Raw genomic sequence first — 18,557 nt, 5'->3', positions numbered from 1 at the left:
TTTAAGGATTTACAGGATGTTGTTTGATGGTTGTCTGTTGGTGGTTCTGGTTTTTGCTGTCTGAATCAGGATAATAATGATAATGTTCACTTATGCTAATTTGATTTGACTTTGCATATTTAAAACTTACCGCTATTTGTCCTTTACTTTTCTTAATAATTAATTGAGAATTATTTTTATTTACCAACGAGGTTGCAATATTTTCAGGCATTTGCTATGATTATTTAGAATTTCATAATTGGGTTTTTATGACCAATTTTGTGTTCTTCATAAATTGTCATCCTTAAACCCTTAATTTATAGTCATTTCAAAAATTCTGTCCGGCAAAAGATACAAATCTTCACAAAAAAAATTGCTCTTGCTATAACAATTTTAGGAGTAAATTTATCCAGCCGGAATAAGTAGTACAAATTTACTCTTGACGAGAAGCTCATCTGCGTTTTTTGTGGAAGCATTCCAAATGTGTAAGTTTATTTTTATCTAACAACAGAAAATGACTTTTTCAAAATTGGAATGCTCCCTTTTTTGTGTTTCAGCAGCTGAACTAGAAAATATAGGACTGGGGAAGAAAATTTTAGATTATAGATGACAGTTGGTTACATACAATCCAAAATCCAAAAATCAATCCCCATTCCCTATAGAAATCTATGCAAATGTACGAACGTTTGCAGTTGCTAGAGCTTCCACCAAGCCACGGACAGCAGCAATCATAGCAATTTCGCTATTAAGTTGGTTGATAGCAGAACCGACACCAACACCTGCCGCACCAGCTGCGATCGCTAGAGGTGCAGTAACATTAGAAATGCCAGAAGCACACAATACAGGCACAGAAACCACGCGGGAAATTTCATAAGCCGCAGCCAAAGTAGGAGCAGCTTTTTCAATTAATCCCAAAGTACCACCGTGAGCAGGTTGACTGCTAGTACCGCCTTCGGTTTGGATGATATCAGCACCAGCTTTTACCAATTCCTCAGCCAGTTGTACCTGTTGATCCAATTCCAGGATGTGAGGAACAGTCACAGATAGGGTAATTTCGGGTAACAAGGCGCGGGTTTGGCGAGTTAGGGCTAAAATTTCCTCAGCCTCAAATCTACGTCCTTGAGCGTAAAAAGAATCGAAATTCCCGATTTCAATCAAATCAGCACCAGCAGCTACCGCTTGAACAAATTTTTCCGGTTCAACTGCTGACACACAAACTGGTAAGCTTGTTAAACTTTTAGCTAATTTCACCAAAGCTGCGTCAGCAGCAATATCAACAAAAGTTGCACCACCCAATTCAGCCGCTTTCACAGTAGCAGCAACACTTTGGGCGTTGAAATTATTCAAACCGCTAATCACTTTGAGAACACTGCGGTTAGCAAACGCACGTTGCAAATTAGAATGCATAGTCATAATTCTTATTTTGAGCCTATTGAGGTAGGAATATTTTTACACTATATAGACGCTGGAAACTAGAGGCTACAGCAAGAGACTTTAAGAATTTGAGACAATAGCACTAAAAATCCTGCTAGTGCTAGAAATGGGAAAGACACATTTGATTAAACAACAATGAACGCCCAGGAAAGCATAAATCAGCGAGATTGGTCATGGCCTTTTTGGCCTGCGCTACCACTTTATCCCTACGGTAAACGACGAACAGTTCGAGGGGAAATAGTGAAGGATAGCGTTTGGACATTTGACCAATTACAAGGCATCCTGTATACCATCGTACCAATTCGGATGACGGTGATCAAGCTGCAAGCAGGGGGTCTTTTAGTTTATGCACCTGTCGCACCCACAGGAGAATGTATCCGTTTAGTTAAGGAATTAGAAGCAAAACACGGTGAAGTTAAATATATCATTTTGCCTACTAGTTCTGGTTTAGAGCATAAAATCTTTGTTAGCCCCTTTGCCAGAAAATTTCCTCAAGCTGTAGTCTATGTTGCACCTCATCAGTGGAGTTTCCCATTTAATTTACCACTGAGTTGGCTGGGCTTTCCTCAAAAACGAACTTTAGAACTAAGGGAAAATATTCATCAAAATCCTTTTGGTGATGAATTTGAATATAAAATTTTAGATATAAATTTGGGAAAAGGTGCTTTTGTGGAAGTGGCATTATTTCACAAACCATCGCGTACTCTCTTACTCACAGATACTATAGTTTCAGTTAAAGAAGAACCACCAGAAATTTTACAATTAGATCCATATCCTTTATTATTTCACGCTAGAGGAAATGGACAAGAGATTATAGAAGATAATCAAAAAAATCGTCGTCAAGGATGGCAGAAAATATCTTTGTTTGCAATTTATTTTCGTCCCAGTGCTTTAGAAATTATGGGAATGAGAGAAATGTGGCATGATGCTAAAAAAGCTCCAGACCATTCTGCAAAAGCTTACTTTGGTTTATTTCCCTTTCGCTGGCGAAATAACTGGCAACATTCTTTTGATGCGTTGTCTGGAAATGGTCGCCCTTTTGTAGCACCGATTTTACAAGTTCTCATTCTTCCCCAAGCACCAAAACAAGTATTAGACTGGGCTGATAAAGTTGCCAGTTGGGATTTTGAGCAAATTATTTCTTGTCATTTTGATGCACCAATTAAAGCTAGTCCGCTGCAATTCCGTCAAGCATTTACTTTTTTAGAAAAAGAACCATTGTTGAAAGATGATTATCCTTTATTGCTTGAAGATTTGCGATTTATTCAGGAACTAGAAGCGGGTTTGGTAAAACGTGGTATTGCCACACCTGTTAAGGATAAGGTGTAAAATAACTTTACTGAATGAATATTGTCTAAGTTTACTTTTTAGGAATAATAGTTAGATTTTACGACTATTGATATTTTGTAGACGATATGTCACAATAAAGAAGACGTTGAAATTACTTAACAAATGCAAGGAATACAACTTTCATTTTTTCCTCATGGAGAGGAGCATAAATCTATCAGCAAGCCAAAGAAACCAAAGTTAGGACGTTATGAACGTATCCAGCGAGAACTAGAAAAAAATGACTCTGATCCATATAAGATATTTATTGATATTAGTTCTGTACCACTTGCATCATCTCAATATACCTTTGTAGATCTGTTTTGTGGTGCAGGGGGAATTACACAAGGGTTCTTACAAGCTGGATTCACACCTTTAGCTAGTTTAGAAATTAGTCCAATTGCTTCTGCTACTCATAAAAGAAATTTTCCACAATGTCATCATTTATGTGAAGATATTGAACGATTTAATTCCAAAGATTTTCTGCAAAAAATTGGCTTACCTGAAATAAATGTTGTTGTTGGTGGTCCACCTTGTCAGGGATTTTCAGTAGCAGGGAAACGAGACCCAAAAGATCCAAGAAATAAGTTGTTTTATGAGTTTGTGCGCGTAGTTTCAGAAATACGTCCTTGGTATGTTGTGATGGAAAATGTACCAGGTATTTTGACAATTCAAAATGGTGTTGTAAAACAAGCTATTATTGAGGCTTTTGAGTCTATTGGTTATCCTCATATTTCTGTAGCAATTCTGGAATCTGCTGCCTATGGAGTACCGCAAATTAGACCAAGAGCTATTTTTATTGCTAATAGATTTGGAATGCCAAACCCTTATCCTAAATCTCAATTAAACCCTGAAGAATATAAACCTATTGAATCGGCGATTTCTGATTTACCAGCATATACAAGAATACCAGAAATTAACCATGAGTGGACTAAGCATTCACCAGAATATATGGAACGTATTGCTCAAGTTCCTCCTGGTGGTTCTTTATATGAAAAATATGTTGATGCTTTCAAAAGACAATATCCTGGTAAACCAAGTATGACGGTGAAAGAAAATCATGGTGGTACTCATATTCACCCATATTTAAATCGTGTAATTTCTGCTAGAGAAATGGCAAGATTACAAACATTTCCCGATTCATTTATTTTTGAAGGTTCAATGAAAAAAGCCATGTGGCAAATTGGTAATGCTGTGCCACCACGTTTAGCCGAATGTATTGGTTATGCGCTGATTCCTTATTTAAATGATATTTTCATGAATCAAAAACAACTAGCTACTTTTCCTGATTTTCAACAAACTCAGCTAACTTTTGATTAAGTGCATTACGCCACTTCTCCATATCGTACCAACCACAGCCAATACAACCTTTTTCTGCATCTTTGCCATTTTTAGATATATCATTTGGCCATCTTTCATCACCTTTATAATAAAACTTGATACCAAATGGATAAGGTCGAATATTATTCTGATAACATTGACGACAAACTTCACGTTTTTGTTGATTGCGCTGATTAGTCATCAGTTGAAAGTCATGAATAATCTCTTCGTCAGTGAGATTATTAATAGCTTCCTGACTTCTTCTTGTATTTGCATCCCAACGTATTTCAGGGAATTTATGATCTGGCAATAAGCTTTCTTTTTTACCTAATTTTCCTTCATAAACATCATACCCTCGAAGAGTAGTAATTATTTTCTCTCTTGTTGCCGGCGACCATGCTTCATAACCTGATATACCACCACGAGGTAAAGGAACTAGAATTAAATGAGTTGTGCGCTTTAAACATTGATTACAAGACTTATGAAGGTAAGTGGCAATTGTAAAGCCAAATTCTTTCAAATCTTGGTTTCTACGCGCCCAGTTAGGATTGGGAAATTTGCATGAAATACAAGTCCATTCAAAAGTTGTTAAAGCATCAAATAAGGATTTAGTGACTTCTGCTTTATCTTTGTTATCTCTCCAAAAATTTTCTTGTTCTACAAGCCATTCTCTACGGTTGTTAGGTTGACAATGATCATAAGCTTGAAGAAGGTATTCTTTAATTTCTAACACATCAGACAATTCAGTACCAGTACGACGATATTCAATTGGTATTGAACCTTCCCATGTCACACCGTTTTCATAGCTAAAAGTCACATCTAAATAAGATTCGGATGCTTTACTATGCAAACGTTTACTATGAACCTGAATATTTTTCAAATCTTGGTAAATAGTTGCATCTATTAAAGTTTTGCTGGATTTATTGCTACTATTCTTACGAGCAACCCTATTTTTTTTCATTGTACACAGTGGCTTCTGCTTCTAGTCCATTGAGAAGAACGGAAACACTAATACCTAAGCCATCTGCAAGACTTACAAGAGCCGTCAGGGAAGGATTTCTAACTCCGCGTTCCACACCAGATATGTATGTCCGGTCTAAATTAGCGCGTAGTCCTAATTCCTCTTGTGAAATTCCCAACTCTGTTCTACGTTGCCTCACAAGATAACCTAAAGCACTAAGAATCTTTTGTTTTGATTCATTCATGTGCCAATTGTGAGGATGTATGGACTATCAGTCTACGGACGATGTGTCACATTTAAAGGCAATTTTTAGCCAAACGGGGAAAACATCACTATCCTACTTTCCAATACAAAATCTACTAAAAATCCGATCTAAAACTGATTCCGTCACCTCTTCTCCGGTAATTTCTCCCAAAGCATAAATCGCACCTCGCAAATCAATTGTCCAAAAATCTAAAGGTAACTGCTCGATAATTGTTTTTTGCACTTGTTCCAAATCAATCTTCGCTTTTGTTAATGCTGCCGCTTGTCTTTGATTAATAGCTAAATCCATATCAGCAGCTTGCACCTTTCCCGCTTGGACTATTTCTAAAATTGCAGTTTCTAAACCATCAATTCCTTGATTTTTCGCCGCAGCAGTTTTCACAACTTGCTTGATTATTTGATCATCTCCTATTCTCTGCGTTCTCTGCGTCTCTGCGGTTCGTTTATTCCATAATTCCTGGTTATTTTCCAACAAATCAACCTTATTAATTACCAAAATCAAAGAACGGTGTTTTACTTGTTCATAAATTTCTTGATCTGCTTCTGTCCAACCTGCGGAAGCATCAATAGTCAATAATACTAAATCAGCAGCACTCGCAGCACGACGCGATCGCTCTACCCCTATTTTCTCCACCTGATCTGCTGTTTCCCGAATCCCTGCTGTGTCTAAAACCTGGATAGGAATTCCCCCCACCACTAGCTGAGATTCCACCACATCACGGGTTGTACCGGGTAAATCTGTGACAATAGCGCGATCGCTCTGACTCCACGCATTCAATAAACTCGATTTTCCCACATTGGGACGACCAACTATCGCTACTTTTAACCCGGTTCGCAATAATTCACCTTGATCTTTTGTGGCTAATAACTTGGTTATTTCTGCGGTAACTTGATCAATCTCAGAAATAATCCTTTGCTCATCTAAGGGTGGTAAATCTTCCTCAAAATCAATTCGTGCTTCTATTTCCGCTAAAATATCCAAACATTGAGCGCGTAACTGACGAATCGGATGAGCTAATTTACCTTGTAACCCAGCTAAAGCCGTTTGTGCTGCTTGGGGAGATTTCGCACCAACTAAATCTGCGATACTTTCTGCTTGGGTTAAATCCAATCTTCCATTTAAAAACGCTCTTAATGTAAATTCCCCCGGTTGCGCTAATCTCGCACCATTTTCTAAACATAGTTGCAATACTTGTTGTACAGCCATAATTCCCCCGTGACAATGGAATTCCACCACATCCTCACGGGTAAAAGAACGGGGTGCTTTCATAATTAGTAACAAAGCTTCATCAACAACTTGCTTGGTTTGGGGTTGACGGATGTAACCATAGAGAATGCGGTGACTTGACCAAACTTGTTTTCCCGGTGCAGAAAATAGAGTTTGTGCGATCGCTATTGCATGATCACCAGAAACCCGCACAATACCCACACTACCTTGTTGGGGGACAACAGCAGTAGCTATCGCAGCGATCGTTCCAGTATTAGCTAATAATTCCGACATGGGAGTTTAGGTGACAGTGAACAGGTGACAGGGAACAGGGAACAGGTGACAGGGAACAGGGAACAGTCAAGTGAACAGCAATAACTGACCTACAAAGTTAATAGTAATATTTATCTAAAGGGTAATAACGCCGTACTTGAGAGAGGAATTCACTGTGGAACAAACAATAAACTGTGCTGAAGCCTGTGTAAACGGCTGCGTTTTAGGCGATAAATGTCCCAATATCGACTCTAGAGAAGCAGCTTCCAAGTTTATCGAAGAGACTTCTTTGGATAAAATGCTAGAGATAGCTGAAGAAAGACTGCGGAAAAAAATGACAGAACCGCCAAAATGGGTATTTCCTGAAGATCCTTAAACAGTATTTGGATCAATACCTAATTCTCGCAGCTTCGCCGCCAAGCGATCGCTGCATTGTCTCTCTTCTTCAGCCCGTTGTTTCTCCTGTTCAGCCCTTGCAAATTCATGTTTTGCTACTTCTTCAGGTGTGGGAACTAATTCTCCTTCAGCAGTGAAAAAGCGTAACTTATTCTGATCAACTCCCAAAAATAACTCTAACTGCTGACTCCATAACCAGCCTTGACTATTAGGTTCTATTGGTTGATACTTCCCAGCTAGGAGGACAAACCCAACAAACTCTAAATTTTGAGGATCAAACCAAAAGTATTCTGGTGTTCTAAAAATATCTTGGTAAATTTGTTTTTTTAAACCCTTGTCCGTTTTAGCTGTAGAATCTGATAGCAATTCCACAATTACATTTGGATACTTACCATCTTCTTCCCAAACAACCCAACTTTTGCGAGGTTTACGTTCAGTTCCCAACACGACAAAAAAATCTGGACCCCGGAAATGTTCAGATTTCAGTTGCCGAGGACTGTAATAAACTGTAACATTACCAGACGCATAGAACTTATTATTATTTTGCCACAACCACTCAAGACATTGAATGAGCAGCGTCATTTGTAGTCGGTGTAAGTCAGTTTCCAAAGGCGGTTCATCACTATATAAATCTCCTGGAGGAAATATAACATCTTCTTCTGGGACGGGAATATCTTGGATAAGAGTCATGGTAATAAGTAGCGGATTAATAAATAAATGTATCTAATTAGTCGGTGCTAAGTTCAGTAATTGAATACTGTCAACTTACAGATGATATTATGATTATAGAATAAGCTCAATGCCAGAAGAAGGCTATATTTTAAAGTATAAACCGCTATGAAACTTCAAACTCAAGCAACTTTATACGAGCAAGATTATTATTTATGGATAGAAACTACGATAAAAAAATTACAAGATAATGAATTTCAATCTTTGGATATTGACAATTCAATTGAGGAACTTGCAACTTTGGGACGGAGTGAAAAAAGCTTTGCGGAGCTATCTAAATTTAACAGATTTTTTGGGGAATTTTTAACCATCGCTCTCCTACCCCCCTGAACGGTTACAATTGTAAGGATTTAGCAATGCTAAACCCCTACGAAAAATTTATATCTATCATAATTTTCGTGAAATAGTATTATGCTTTAAAATAAACTATATCAACAAAATCCCCATACCCAAATGAGTAGAGAATTTAACGTAATTATTGAACGAGATGCTGATGGTTACTTCGTCGCATCTGTACCCAGTCTCCGTGGTTGTCACACCCAAGCAAAATCTTTAGATGAACTAATGGAACGGGTGAGAGAAGCGATAGAACTGTGTTTAGAAGTAGATGAAAATCAAACAGAATACCTAGAATTTGTAGGTGTTCAAAGAATTGCAATTGAAGTATGAGCAAATTACCAAGTTTAACAGGAAAGGAAGTCATAGCAGCACTTGGTAAAGCAGGTTTTGAAGTAATCAGAGTCCGAGGAAGTCATCATATTCTTGTACACAGTGATGGAAGAAGAACCGTTGTTCCAGTCCATGCGTGTGAAACAATTGGAACTGGATTAATGACGCAAATACTCCGTGATTGTCAATTAGATAGAGAAGAATTTAGAAACTTACTTTAAAATAGCTAATTGTGGAGTTTTTGCTGTTAATATTCATCTTTTTCTTTCCTTTGCGTGAAACAAAATATCCATTAAATAATAACTAACGGTTTTGGGGATGAAAACCTCAATGCACCAAATCATTGATAACGGTGCGTTACGCTGTCGCTAACGCACCCTAAAAAATTTATTGATTTTTGAGGAGTAAAAGACCTACTGCCAAACGTAGATAAGCAGAAACAAAATAATCCAGATCACATCAACAAAGTGCCAAAACAACGAAGTTGAATTAACACCAAAGTGACCTGTATCGTAATTACCGGGAATAAAAGAACGAATCAAAATCATCAACTGCAACAAAATCCCAGTCAAAACGTGCAAACCGTGAAACCCAGTTAACAGGTAAAACATTCCGCCAAAAGTACCGGAAGTGAAGCCAAATTCTAATTGACTCCATTCCACAGCTTGACCATATAAAAAGTAGCTACCCATTGCTATTGTAGCTAACAAAAATAGGCGAAATCCCTGTAAATTGTCACGTTGTAGGCATCTTTCAGCAAAGTAAATTACAAAGCTACTAGAAACCAGAATGATTGTGTTAATTGTCGGTGCTGTAACTTCCAGTCCTGAAACACCAGCAGGAAGCCAGTTAACTGTTGTGGTTTTGTAGATAATATAGCCAGCGAAGAAACTTAAGAAAATGACGCTTTCAGATAAGAGAAAGACAATAAAACCAAACATTTTATTGCCTTCTTCGTCGTGTTCATGTTCATGGCTGACATGATGCAATTCTTCAGGGTTGATAGAACTATCCATTGGGTAATTTCTCCTTTTGAGTTTTAAATGCAGAGAGAGGGGACGCAGAGGTTTTCTACGTCCTTCTTTTTCTCTGCATTATTCTGCGTTTTGTAATATTGTCTGGCGTTCCAAGTTAGCTGTTAATGGTTCTGATTTTCCGTAGCCATAAGGTGCGCTAATGACAATGGGAATTTCTTCAAAGTTTTCTACGGGAGGAGGTGAAGAAATCATCCACTCTAAACCAATTGCTCTCCAAGGATTATCTGGTGCTTTTTCACCTTGCATCCAAGAAATTAGCATATTGAAAATGAAGGGTAAGGTAGACATTCCTAATAAGAATGCACCTAGACTAGCGATAATATTCCAAAATTGATACTCTGGTGCGTATGAAGCAACTCGGCGTAACATCCCTTGCAAACCTAATGGGTGCATGGGTAAAAAGTTAAGGTTAGTACCAATGAATGCTAACCAAAAGTGAATTTGTCCCCAACCTTCACTGAACATCCGCCCTGTCATTTTCGGGAACCAATGATAGATGGCTGCATACAAACCCATCGTCACTGTTCCGTAAAGAACATAATGGAAGTGACCAACGACAAAGTAGGTGTTGTTAACGTGAACGTCTACTGGTACAGAAGAAAGCATAATTCCTGTAATACCAGCAAAGACAAACATCAGCAAACCACCCAACGCAAATAGCATTGGTGTAGTTAATCGGATTTTTCCACCCCAAATTGTTGCTACCCAAGCAAATACTTTAATTCCTGTAGGAATGGATACAAACATGGTTGTCAACATGAAAATCAACCGCATCCACCCAGGTGTACCGCTGACATACATATGATGTACCCAGACGATACCGCTAACTACGGCGATTAACATGGAGGAAACAGCGACGACTTTGTAACCAAATAATGGCTTACGAGAATAAACGGGGAAGATTTCTGAGAAAATCCCAAAGATGGGCAAAATGATTACATAAACTGCTGGGTGGGAGTAAAACCAGAAATAGTGCTGGAACATCACCGGGTTTCCGCCTTTGCTGGGGTCAAAGAAGGCAGTTCCAACTGTGATGTCAAACAGCAGCATTACTGCACCAGCAGTTAAGGCGGGAAGTCCAAATAATTGGATGATTTGGGCGCTAAATACTGCCCACACAAATAAGGGCATTCGGAAGAAACCCATACCGGGGGCGCGCATTTTCACAATGGTGGTGACAAAGTTCACCGCACCCATGATGGAGGAAACACCGGAAATAGCTACCGCTAATAACCAAAGAACTTGTCCGTTAATCAAGTTGCCCGTGGGGTTTTGGGTACTGACGGGGGGATATGCCCACCAACCAGATTGGGCGGGGCCACCGGGAACGAAGAAGCTGGACATGAGGAGAATGCCCACGACTGGAACCATCCAAAAGGCGACGGCGTTCAGGCGGGGAAATGCCATATCTCGCGCCCCAATCATCAAGGGTACGAGGTAGTTAGCTAGACCAACAAGGGAGGGAAATGTCCACAGGAACAGCATGACAGTGCCGTGCATGGTGAACATTCCGTTATAAACGGTGCGGTCGATTAAATCAGATTCGGGGGTGACTAGTTCTCCCCGCAAGATCATGGCGAAAATACCGCCAATAAGAAAGAAGAAAAATGAGGTGACAAGGTATTGAATACCTATGACTTTGTGGTCTGTGCTAAAGGTGAAGTATGTTTTCCAGTCGCTTGGTGGTTCGTGGTGATGTGTTTCACCTGCGATATGAATAGGAATGTTAGTCATTCGATTTTAGATTGTGGATTTGGGATTAAACGTCAGAATCTCTTCTTGTTTAGGATTAAAGGATTAACAAGATTTAAAAAATAAACAGAACATAATTAACTTAAATTCTGAAAGTCCTTAAATCCTGTAAATCCTGATTCTGATAAAAGTTGGTTAGCCGGAAAAGTTGACTACTGGAGGTGCAGCTGGTTTGACGGTTTCCCAGCCAGTTTTGAAGCTTTGTCCGCTGGTTTGGGCGTATTCGCTGGCTGCTTGATTTTTTGCTGGGGTGGGAATGTGGCTTGCAGCTTTTTCTAACCATTCGTGATACTTTTCTGGAGATTCAATAATCACGTTGGCTTGCATGGTTGCGAAGTATGTACCGCTGTATTGGGAATCGGTGAGGCTATATTTACCGGGGCGAATTGGTGTAAATTCAAAGTCGATTGTATGACCAGGAATTATGTCTTGTTTGAGGCGAAAAGCGGGGATGTAGAAGCCATGTAGCACATCTTGTGATTGCAATGCTAAACGGATTCTGCGATCGCTTGGTAAATGCAATTCTGTACTGGTAACATTCTTCTCAGGATAATGGAATACCCACGACCATTGTTTGGCTAGTACGTCAATTTTTTCTACAGATTCATCCACAACTTCATCTGGTGTTTCTTGATCTGCGGCAAAAGCTGATTGCATACCAATGGGATTATGTAGGTGTACCAGCTGGGCTGGCCCTTGAATCCCCATTTCTTCATAAACTTGGTAGCTGTAATTTGCAATCCACAACACTAACATGATGGGAATTGCTGTCCACACAACTTCTAAGATAACGTTACCTTCAATGTGTGGACCATCACTCAAATCGTATTGGTTAGCACGGTGGAAGGTAATTGAATACAAAACGGTGCTTGTGACACCCAAAAAAATGAAAGCACCCAATGTCACCAAAAAGCTAAACAAATCATCAATGAGATGAGATTCAGCTGCCGCTTGAGGGGGAAGCCAAGAATAAGCCTGTTTGCCAATACCGATACTGATCAAAGTGATGGCAACTACCCCGGTCATCAAGGTTAATATATTTAAAATCTGCCGAATTTTCATGGTTACTCATTGGTCAGTTTTGATTGGTAATTAGTAATTGGTAATTGGTAATTGGCAACAGAAATTTATTAATTACGAATTACGAATTACAAATTACGAATTAATTTCCCAGTACCTTGTTAATGTCTTGTCCCATTCTCAACAAGTTGTCTGCGGTGTTGTGAACGCCAAAATCAGCGGCTAATTGCGCTCCTAATGTACCGTGTAAGTACATAACAAACATGATGGAAATTCCTGCTAATAGATAACTCCAGCGCACTTGTATATCTGAGTCTTTGCAAGAAATGTAGCGTTGCCATCCTCGCCAAAAAGTCATGCCAATAATCAAAGCTAGTAGTGCAACACCGCCTACACCATGCCACATCATGGTTGCCATTGCTTGCATACCCCAAGCACTTTTAATATCAGCAGATGGGGTTGCTAAGAACATTTCATAAAAACCCGCAGCTACTGTGAAAAAGGTGATGACAGCAGAAGCTACCATGTTGTACCAACCAACTTCAAATAATTGAGCGCGTTCTACAGAAATTGCTAAATATTTGAAAACCCATTGATCTATTGGGAAGAGTACACCAACAATATCGAAGGTAATAGCAATGATGAATAAACCTAGTGTTAGATGTACTAAGTTGGGGTGAATGGGAATACTGTAAGGCAATCCATTTGCACCCATTTGAGCGCTGATTTGATCAATTAATTCTGAGTTCATGGTAATATTCCATCCTTTACCGCTTCCACAACTGGAACGGTGTGTAGTCCATAAACCCACACAAGTTGATCACCGAGATATACTTGTACTCCAACGATGATGGTTAAAAGTAGCCCAGCAGCTAGATAGTGAATTGGTAATTTTTGTGGGTTCCGGGTGCGGAGTACATAGCGCCAAGCTGTAATTGTGGCGATAATTCCCGAAAGTGACCAACCGATGAGGGTATGGTAATTTAATACTGATTTAACTAAGTTGTAAGGTTTGGCTAAACCAGCTTCAAATTGACCAAAAATAATGGCGACAAAAATAGCAATCGTCGCTACACACATATTCCACCAACTCACTTCAAATAAGCGAGTTTTCCCAGTTAAATATCCAATTAGATCACAGAAAAAAGAAAATACCACCATCGCAATTACGAAGTGAACGACGATGGGATGAAGTGTATCTGGGTAAGGTAAATTATGGTCGTTCAACGACGTTAAAGACTCAAACATGAAATTCTCCTAGACTTAGGTACTACTCCTGTGCCAAACTTCAATAGTTGCTAAATATCTGCTTATAGCAATTGATGAAATCTTTTGATGGAGACTGCCTTTAGGCATAAGTTGACGGCTGAATATTGATAATTTTCAGTTAATTCATTTGCTCATAACAACAGATGCAACAGCAATTGTTGATGTAGATAAACTAAATCGCTGTTGGGTTTTTGATTTACTCAACCTATTTTTTAGGTTACGTAAATTTTTGTGAATTGTCCAAAACCTAAAAGTTAAACTTTTAGAATTAGTAGAGAGCAAGAAAAGGAATATGCTAATTTAGCTACCTTTGCTTTCTTTAAATATTATGAAATAAAAGGCATAAATTTTGATGTCTAGTGTTGTACATATAAGAATTATTACTTTGTGATGGAAATGACAGAAATTTAGATTATTCTTGTTACAGATAAAAACTGTCTATTTTGGTGATTTGCTTTAGTTAATAATTATTGTAAATTGGATATCGTGGGAATAGTTATTTTTTCTTCTTAGGAATATTTAGCACCTAAGTAAGTAGGCTTAATTTAATATAATATCTATCCTGGGATAATTTATTTTTATACATATTTATCTATGCTTATTTTACCTGGTTTGTCAAATATATGTTATACCAAATGAAATGAGTTTACTCTGAGATTATAGTGATGAGTTATTACCAACTACCTATTATGAAACAGACGATTAAAAAAGCCTTAACTTTGCTTTCCGTTTACTATGCTTATATGCTAGAGTATCGCTCAGAACTAATATTATGGGTTCTGTCTGGTTCTTTACCAATTATTCTCATGGGTGTATGGATACAAGCAGCACAAGGAGGAAAATTTAGTTTCACTCCTATAGAATTTGCTCGTTATTTTTTTGCAGTTTTTCTGGTTAGACAAATTACAGTTGTTTGGGTTATTTATGATTTTGAAAAAGAAGTAGTGGAAGGCAAACTTTCACCACGATTATTGCAACCATTAGATCCAGGATTTCATCACTTTTTTACTCATGTTGCGGAAAGATTTGCCAGGATGCCTTTTGTATTTATATTAGTAGGATTATTCTTTTTATTATATCCTCAAGCTTTTTGGTTGCCAAGCTTGGCGAATTTATTGCTTTTCATATTGGCAGCAATTTTGGCTTTCACCTTAAGGTTTTTAATTCAATACACCTTTGCTATGTTTGCTTTTTGGACAGAAAGAGCCACAGCTATAGAAAATGTTTGGTTTTTGTTTTTGCTGTTTTTATCCGGTATGATTGCACCTTTAGATGTTTTTCCAGAAGCGGTGCGGAACGTAGTCATGTTTACGCCTTTTCCCTATTTGATTAATTTTCCTGCCAGTATTTTGGTAGGGCTACCCGTGGATTTAACAAGGGGATTTTTATCAATTGTGGGTTGGTTACTGGTATTTTTGGGTGCAAATCGCTTGTTATGGCGTGCAGGCTTAAAGCGGTATTCAGGAATGGGAGCTTGAATAATTCATAATTGAATGTTTAATGTAGTTCAGAAGCGTGAGTATTCTGTATGAGTTCCCGTAGTTGATCGAGATTATTTACAGTTAAGACATACTTATGAATAGTCCTTAATATCTCTAAATCACAAATTGGGGAGATCTCTGATATTAGTTCTAAACCCTCCATGCCGAATTTTACATCTAAAGCTAATTCAATACTTAAAAGCCGTTCTTGCACCCGGCCTTCTTCTCTGCCCTTCAGCAGAATTTCCTGATAAAAGAAAGATTTTTCTAGCACTATTATCCTCCACCTAATAATTTATCTAACTTGCGTGAGTTTGATTTATTAGATAAGTTACTGGAATTTGTAGTAAATTCAGTAAACATTACTGCATATGAATATACAAAGTTTAACTGGTAACTAAATAGCTATTTTACATTTTAACTATGAGATTAGCGACATCTAAAATAATGCAGTTGTAACTAGTAACACGCCAAAGCGTACAATCTTATTTTTTAGCTAGTTGCTGCATTTAATCTACCACATCTCGTCCCGATTTACTACCTAAAAACTGATGAAGCAGTCTATACCATATTTTGAATAATTTTGTATAAAAAATTACTACTATTAGACTAAGCATAGCAATGCGCCTAAAAGGATTCTTAGTATACCAAAAGCCTGAAACTAGCTATTTCGGTAATTTCATACCATGATTAATTTATAAAGTCCGTAAGTCCTAATATTATAAATTGCTGGGTATGGTTTTAAATTTCTCTACCGAACCCAAAGAATAATCTTCTAATTTAAAATCAGCAAAAGGTTTTTTCTCTAATCTATCTCGTAAGGCTTCATCTAATATCACGCCTTCGGCTTGTTTTTTCACACCAATAATAATAATACTGCGTTGATAAGCTGTTGAATCTTGACTAGCTTGACAATCTTTTCTTTGGAATTGTCCCAAATTTAATAAGCGATAACCTTGAACAGTGGATATATTGCTAAATATCTTTTTTACTAATAATTGAATTTGCTTAGAACGTTCTAAAGCCCGACTTTGTTCCGCTGCAATATCACCTTCACAAGAAGCTGTTCCCACAGAAATAATTTCGCTGGGATTTTCCATGATTCTCTGGATACCTTCTTGTTCTAAGTTAGATTTTAACGAGTCAAGGGTAATAGTTTGATCGTTATATTTAATTTGGTAGGTGCTACCTAATTGCCATTTATATTCTACTGATAAAACCGCAATATTAAATTCTGCTACTCTCCCTTGACTATCTTTGCCTTCTTCGTAGGGGAAATAATCAACTTTGCCTTTTTTGACGGGTGCTTGTCCATAATCAGGAGGAAGAACGATGAATTTTTGATTGCGGTTGGCTAATGCTACAGACCAAAGTAAGAATAAGGAAACTATTAAAGCGGCTAACCATGCTAATAATGGCAATTTTTCGGGCTGCTTTTGTGGTGGAATAATGGTGTGATTAGTAGTTGTTTTATTAACTATTGCAGTTTTTAAACCGCCGCCAACATTGATGGTAGCTGATGTATTATCTGTAAGTAAAAATTGAATTTTTACTAATCTTTGTAAAATTTCTTCTGCATTGCTAGGACGTTGATTTACTGCTGTTAACATCAACCAATCAATGAAATCTAATAGCAGTTGTGAAACGTGAGTTGCATGATTTCGCCATTCTAAAACATCTAGGTGCGGATTATATAATTGTGTAGGTTGATATCCCGTTAATAAAAATACGAAGGTACGTCCTAAGGCAAAGAAATCTGATTGGGGTATGGCTTGTCCTTGCATTTGTTCTGGAGGGCTATAACCTGATGATGTAATTGCTGTCATTCCCCCACCATTTGCCAAATAGGTTCTCGTAATTTCTCTGGCTGTACCAAAGTCAATTAATACTAATTGCCCATCAGGGCGAATCATGATATTTGATGGTTTAATATCTCTATGTAGATATTGGTGGTGATGAACTAAAGCTAATATTTCTAATAGTTGTTTTAACCAAGTTATGGCTTGGGGTTCAGAAATGGGACGGTTTTGTTGTTGCTTTAACCACTGTTCTAAGTTGGGTCCTTCAATTTTTTCCATCACCATACAATGCAAAACTACAGCATTTCTGGTTTGATATGGAAAGTAACCCTCTGCTGTAGGAATACCAGGATGATTTAATTGTTCTAGGACATTGACTTCTTGTTGAAATAGTGAGACTGCTTTGGGATCTTTAGCTAATTCTTGTTTGAGGACTTTGAGAATTTTTGGCGTGTCTTGTTGGTATGCTTCATAGACTTTGCTAAATCCAGTTTTATCACTTAATAACCGCAATACCCGATAACGTCCTAACAATTCTAATTGAGAACCACAACTTTGACAAAAGCGGTTTTCATCGTTGTCGGGGTGGTTGGGTTGAGGACAAACTGGATTAATACAAAGACTCATAAACAATTAAAAATTAAGAATTAAAAATTGAAAAAAGATTGGTAACTAATGATTAGTACAATATCTCATCTTTGTGCTGCTAAAAAAGTGGCGACTGTCTGATTAAATTCGTCTGGGTTACTTAAAAATGGCCAATGATTTCCAGGAACTTGGCAGAGATGTAGATTTTTTAGGTTAGTTTGATAAGGTTTAATTTGCCAATTTTGGCGGTTTACACCTTTTTCTGGTTGTATAAATAGAGCAGGAGTTTCAACTGGGTTAATAAAACCTGGTACTTCCATGACTGCGTCAAAAATCCCATCACGGGCTGCAATTGTAAATTTGCTACCCCAACTACCATCGGGTTTTTGTTCAATTCCGGCTTGAAAAACTTGCTGTTGCAAAGAACTCCAATTTTGATATTGGCTGAGTTGTCTGATTTTGTGTTCGGCTTCTTCGTAACTAGCAAAGGGTCCCATGCTTTTGAGGAAAGGTAAGACACGGTACAACAGGGGAAATGTAATTTTGAGGAAACTGGGCATTTTCCAGATAAAAATGGGATCTACTAGGGTGATACTCCGTAAGCGTGCTGGGTTTTGTCTAGCCCAGATAGCGGCTAATTTACCTGTCCAAGAATGACTGACGATATGGGCAGCAGACCATCCCAGTTTATCCATTAATGCTTCCACATCCGCGATCGCACTCTCAAAAGTATAATCCCTCTCTGGCTTACTACTCTCACCATGACCCCGCATATCTGGTGCAACTATATGGTAATCTGCTGCCAAATAATCTCCCAAACTAGACCAAACCAAAGCATTATCAGCCATACCATGTAACAACAGTAATGGTTCTTGGCCTTGATTCCACTCTAGGTAAGAAAGTTGAATATCAGACGTTGATAGAGTTTGACGTACAGGCATCATTTGGACAATCTTCTCCCGGATAGGTGACTGGAAAGGTTATCAGAAAAAATTCATTTTTAGGTTTTAATTTTTGATTTTTAATTTTTAATTTTGATGATTGTACTCATTA

General features: G+C 38.0%; 21 protein-coding genes. 7 read left to right on the top strand and 14 right to left on the bottom strand.

The features are described from left to right. Position 1 precedes the first annotated feature (1 nt). Entirely contained in the window at positions 2–211 is a 210-nt protein-coding gene (locus H6G59_RS03525; RefSeq protein ID WP_190711777.1) for a hypothetical protein, read from the bottom strand. 434 nt (positions 212–645) lie between these two features. Continuing rightward, the gene (locus H6G59_RS03520) at positions 646–1,392 is read right to left on the bottom strand and encodes a DUF561 domain-containing protein (RefSeq protein WP_190711776.1); all 747 of its coding nucleotides are present in this window, start codon (positions 1,390–1,392) and stop codon (positions 646–648) included. 156 nt (positions 1,393–1,548) lie between these two features. Between H6G59_RS03520 and H6G59_RS03515 the strand changes: the two genes are divergently transcribed. Together H6G59_RS03515 and H6G59_RS03510 are read left to right on the top strand one after the other, a co-directional pair. Then, positions 1,549–2,742 carry a DUF4336 domain-containing protein gene (locus H6G59_RS03515; protein ID WP_190711775.1) on the top strand — a complete coding sequence of 398 codons (1,194 nt, stop codon included), beginning with the start codon at positions 1,549–1,551 and terminating at the stop codon, positions 2,740–2,742. Positions 2,743–2,865: 123 nt separating this feature from the next. Then, positions 2,866–4,059, top strand: coding sequence for a DNA cytosine methyltransferase (locus H6G59_RS03510; protein ID WP_190711774.1), 1,194 nt, complete (start codon positions 2,866–2,868; stop codon positions 4,057–4,059). Here the strand turns inward: H6G59_RS03510 and H6G59_RS03505 are convergent. From H6G59_RS03505 to mnmE, 3 genes are all read right to left on the bottom strand, one after another. Beyond that, positions 4,016–5,020: a restriction endonuclease gene (locus H6G59_RS03505; RefSeq protein WP_190711773.1), complete on the bottom strand. Its 1,005-nt coding sequence runs from the start codon at positions 5,018–5,020 to the stop codon at positions 4,016–4,018. The genes H6G59_RS03510 and H6G59_RS03505 overlap by 44 nt on opposite strands. After that, positions 5,007–5,264: a helix-turn-helix domain-containing protein gene (locus H6G59_RS03500; RefSeq protein ID WP_190711772.1), complete on the bottom strand. Its 258-nt coding sequence runs from the start codon at positions 5,262–5,264 to the stop codon at positions 5,007–5,009. Before H6G59_RS03500 ends, H6G59_RS03505 begins: the two co-directional genes overlap by 14 nt. Before the next feature lie 93 nt (positions 5,265–5,357). Further along, positions 5,358–6,785 (bottom strand): tRNA uridine-5-carboxymethylaminomethyl(34) synthesis GTPase MnmE, encoded by a 1,428-nt coding sequence (mnmE, locus tag H6G59_RS03495; protein ID WP_190711771.1) that lies wholly within the window; start codon positions 6,783–6,785, stop codon positions 5,358–5,360. 154 nt (positions 6,786–6,939) lie between these two features. Here mnmE and H6G59_RS03490 point away from each other — a divergent pair, with 154 nt between their 5' ends. Continuing rightward, positions 6,940–7,140, top strand: a complete 201-nt coding sequence (locus H6G59_RS03490) for a hypothetical protein (protein ID WP_190711770.1) — start codon at positions 6,940–6,942, stop codon at positions 7,138–7,140. Here the strand turns inward: H6G59_RS03490 and H6G59_RS03485 are convergent. Next, the gene (locus H6G59_RS03485; protein WP_190711769.1) at positions 7,137–7,850 is read right to left on the bottom strand and encodes a Uma2 family endonuclease; all 714 of its coding nucleotides are present in this window, start codon (positions 7,848–7,850) and stop codon (positions 7,137–7,139) included. The genes H6G59_RS03490 and H6G59_RS03485 overlap by 4 nt on opposite strands. A gap of 147 nt (positions 7,851–7,997) precedes the next feature. Here H6G59_RS03485 and H6G59_RS03480 point away from each other — a divergent pair, with 147 nt between their 5' ends. The 3 genes from H6G59_RS03480 (at position 7,998) to H6G59_RS03470 (ending at position 8,779) form a co-directional block, all read left to right on the top strand. Continuing rightward, positions 7,998–8,219, top strand: a complete 222-nt coding sequence (locus H6G59_RS03480; protein WP_190711768.1) for a DUF29 family protein — start codon at positions 7,998–8,000, stop codon at positions 8,217–8,219. Between the two features lie 123 nt (positions 8,220–8,342). Continuing rightward, a complete protein-coding gene (locus tag H6G59_RS03475; protein ID WP_190711767.1) occupies positions 8,343–8,558 on the top strand; it encodes a type II toxin-antitoxin system HicB family antitoxin in 216 nt (71 codons plus the stop codon). Beyond that, positions 8,555–8,779 (top strand): type II toxin-antitoxin system HicA family toxin, encoded by a 225-nt coding sequence (locus H6G59_RS03470; RefSeq protein ID WP_190711766.1) that lies wholly within the window; start codon positions 8,555–8,557, stop codon positions 8,777–8,779. Before H6G59_RS03475 ends, H6G59_RS03470 begins: the two co-directional genes overlap by 4 nt. Positions 8,780–8,971: 192 nt before the next feature. Here H6G59_RS03470 and H6G59_RS03465 read toward each other — a convergent pair whose 3' ends face one another. From H6G59_RS03465 to H6G59_RS03445, 5 genes are all read right to left on the bottom strand, one after another. Continuing rightward, a complete protein-coding gene (locus tag H6G59_RS03465; protein ID WP_190711765.1) occupies positions 8,972–9,574 on the bottom strand; it encodes a cytochrome c oxidase subunit 3 in 603 nt (200 codons plus the stop codon). 78 nt (positions 9,575–9,652) lie between these two features. Next, entirely contained in the window at positions 9,653–11,329 is a 1,677-nt protein-coding gene (gene ctaD, locus H6G59_RS03460; RefSeq protein WP_190711764.1) for a cytochrome c oxidase subunit I, read from the bottom strand. A gap of 153 nt (positions 11,330–11,482) precedes the next feature. Next, positions 11,483–12,409 carry a cytochrome c oxidase subunit II gene (locus H6G59_RS03455; protein ID WP_190711763.1) on the bottom strand — a complete coding sequence of 309 codons (927 nt, stop codon included), beginning with the start codon at positions 12,407–12,409 and terminating at the stop codon, positions 11,483–11,485. 100 nt (positions 12,410–12,509) lie between these two features. Further along, on the bottom strand, positions 12,510–13,118 hold the full coding sequence (locus H6G59_RS03450; protein ID WP_190711762.1) for a DUF2231 domain-containing protein: 609 nt from the start codon (positions 13,116–13,118) through the stop codon (positions 12,510–12,512). Beyond that, positions 13,115–13,615, bottom strand: coding sequence for a DUF2231 domain-containing protein (locus H6G59_RS03445; RefSeq protein ID WP_190711761.1), 501 nt, complete (start codon positions 13,613–13,615; stop codon positions 13,115–13,117). The genes H6G59_RS03450 and H6G59_RS03445 overlap by 4 nt, the downstream gene beginning before the upstream one ends. Positions 13,616–14,325: 710 nt before the next feature. Here H6G59_RS03445 and H6G59_RS03440 point away from each other — a divergent pair. Continuing rightward, positions 14,326–15,114 carry an ABC transporter permease gene (locus H6G59_RS03440; RefSeq protein ID WP_190711760.1) on the top strand — a complete coding sequence of 263 codons (789 nt, stop codon included), beginning with the start codon at positions 14,326–14,328 and terminating at the stop codon, positions 15,112–15,114. Between the two features lie 19 nt (positions 15,115–15,133). Here H6G59_RS03440 and H6G59_RS03435 read toward each other — a convergent pair whose 3' ends face one another. The 3 genes from H6G59_RS03435 to H6G59_RS03425 all read right to left on the bottom strand — a co-directional run bounded on the left by H6G59_RS03435 (position 15,134) and on the right by H6G59_RS03425 (position 18,445). Then, a complete protein-coding gene (locus tag H6G59_RS03435; protein WP_190711759.1) occupies positions 15,134–15,391 on the bottom strand; it encodes a hypothetical protein in 258 nt (85 codons plus the stop codon). Between the two features lie 445 nt (positions 15,392–15,836). Further along, a complete protein-coding gene (locus tag H6G59_RS03430; protein WP_190711758.1) occupies positions 15,837–17,543 on the bottom strand; it encodes a serine/threonine-protein kinase in 1,707 nt (568 codons plus the stop codon). Positions 17,544–17,608: 65 nt separating this feature from the next. Further along, positions 17,609–18,445, bottom strand: coding sequence for an alpha/beta fold hydrolase (locus H6G59_RS03425; RefSeq protein ID WP_190711924.1), 837 nt, complete (start codon positions 18,443–18,445; stop codon positions 17,609–17,611). Positions 18,446–18,557 lie beyond the last annotated feature (112 nt).

It is taken from the genome of Anabaena lutea FACHB-196 (genome assembly GCF_014698305.1).
GTDB classification, from domain to species: Bacteria; Cyanobacteriota; Cyanobacteriia; order Cyanobacteriales; family Nostocaceae; genus Anabaena; species Anabaena lutea.
Note: the sequence above shows the minus strand (reverse complement) of the source record. Positions and strands in the feature narration are given on the sequence as shown.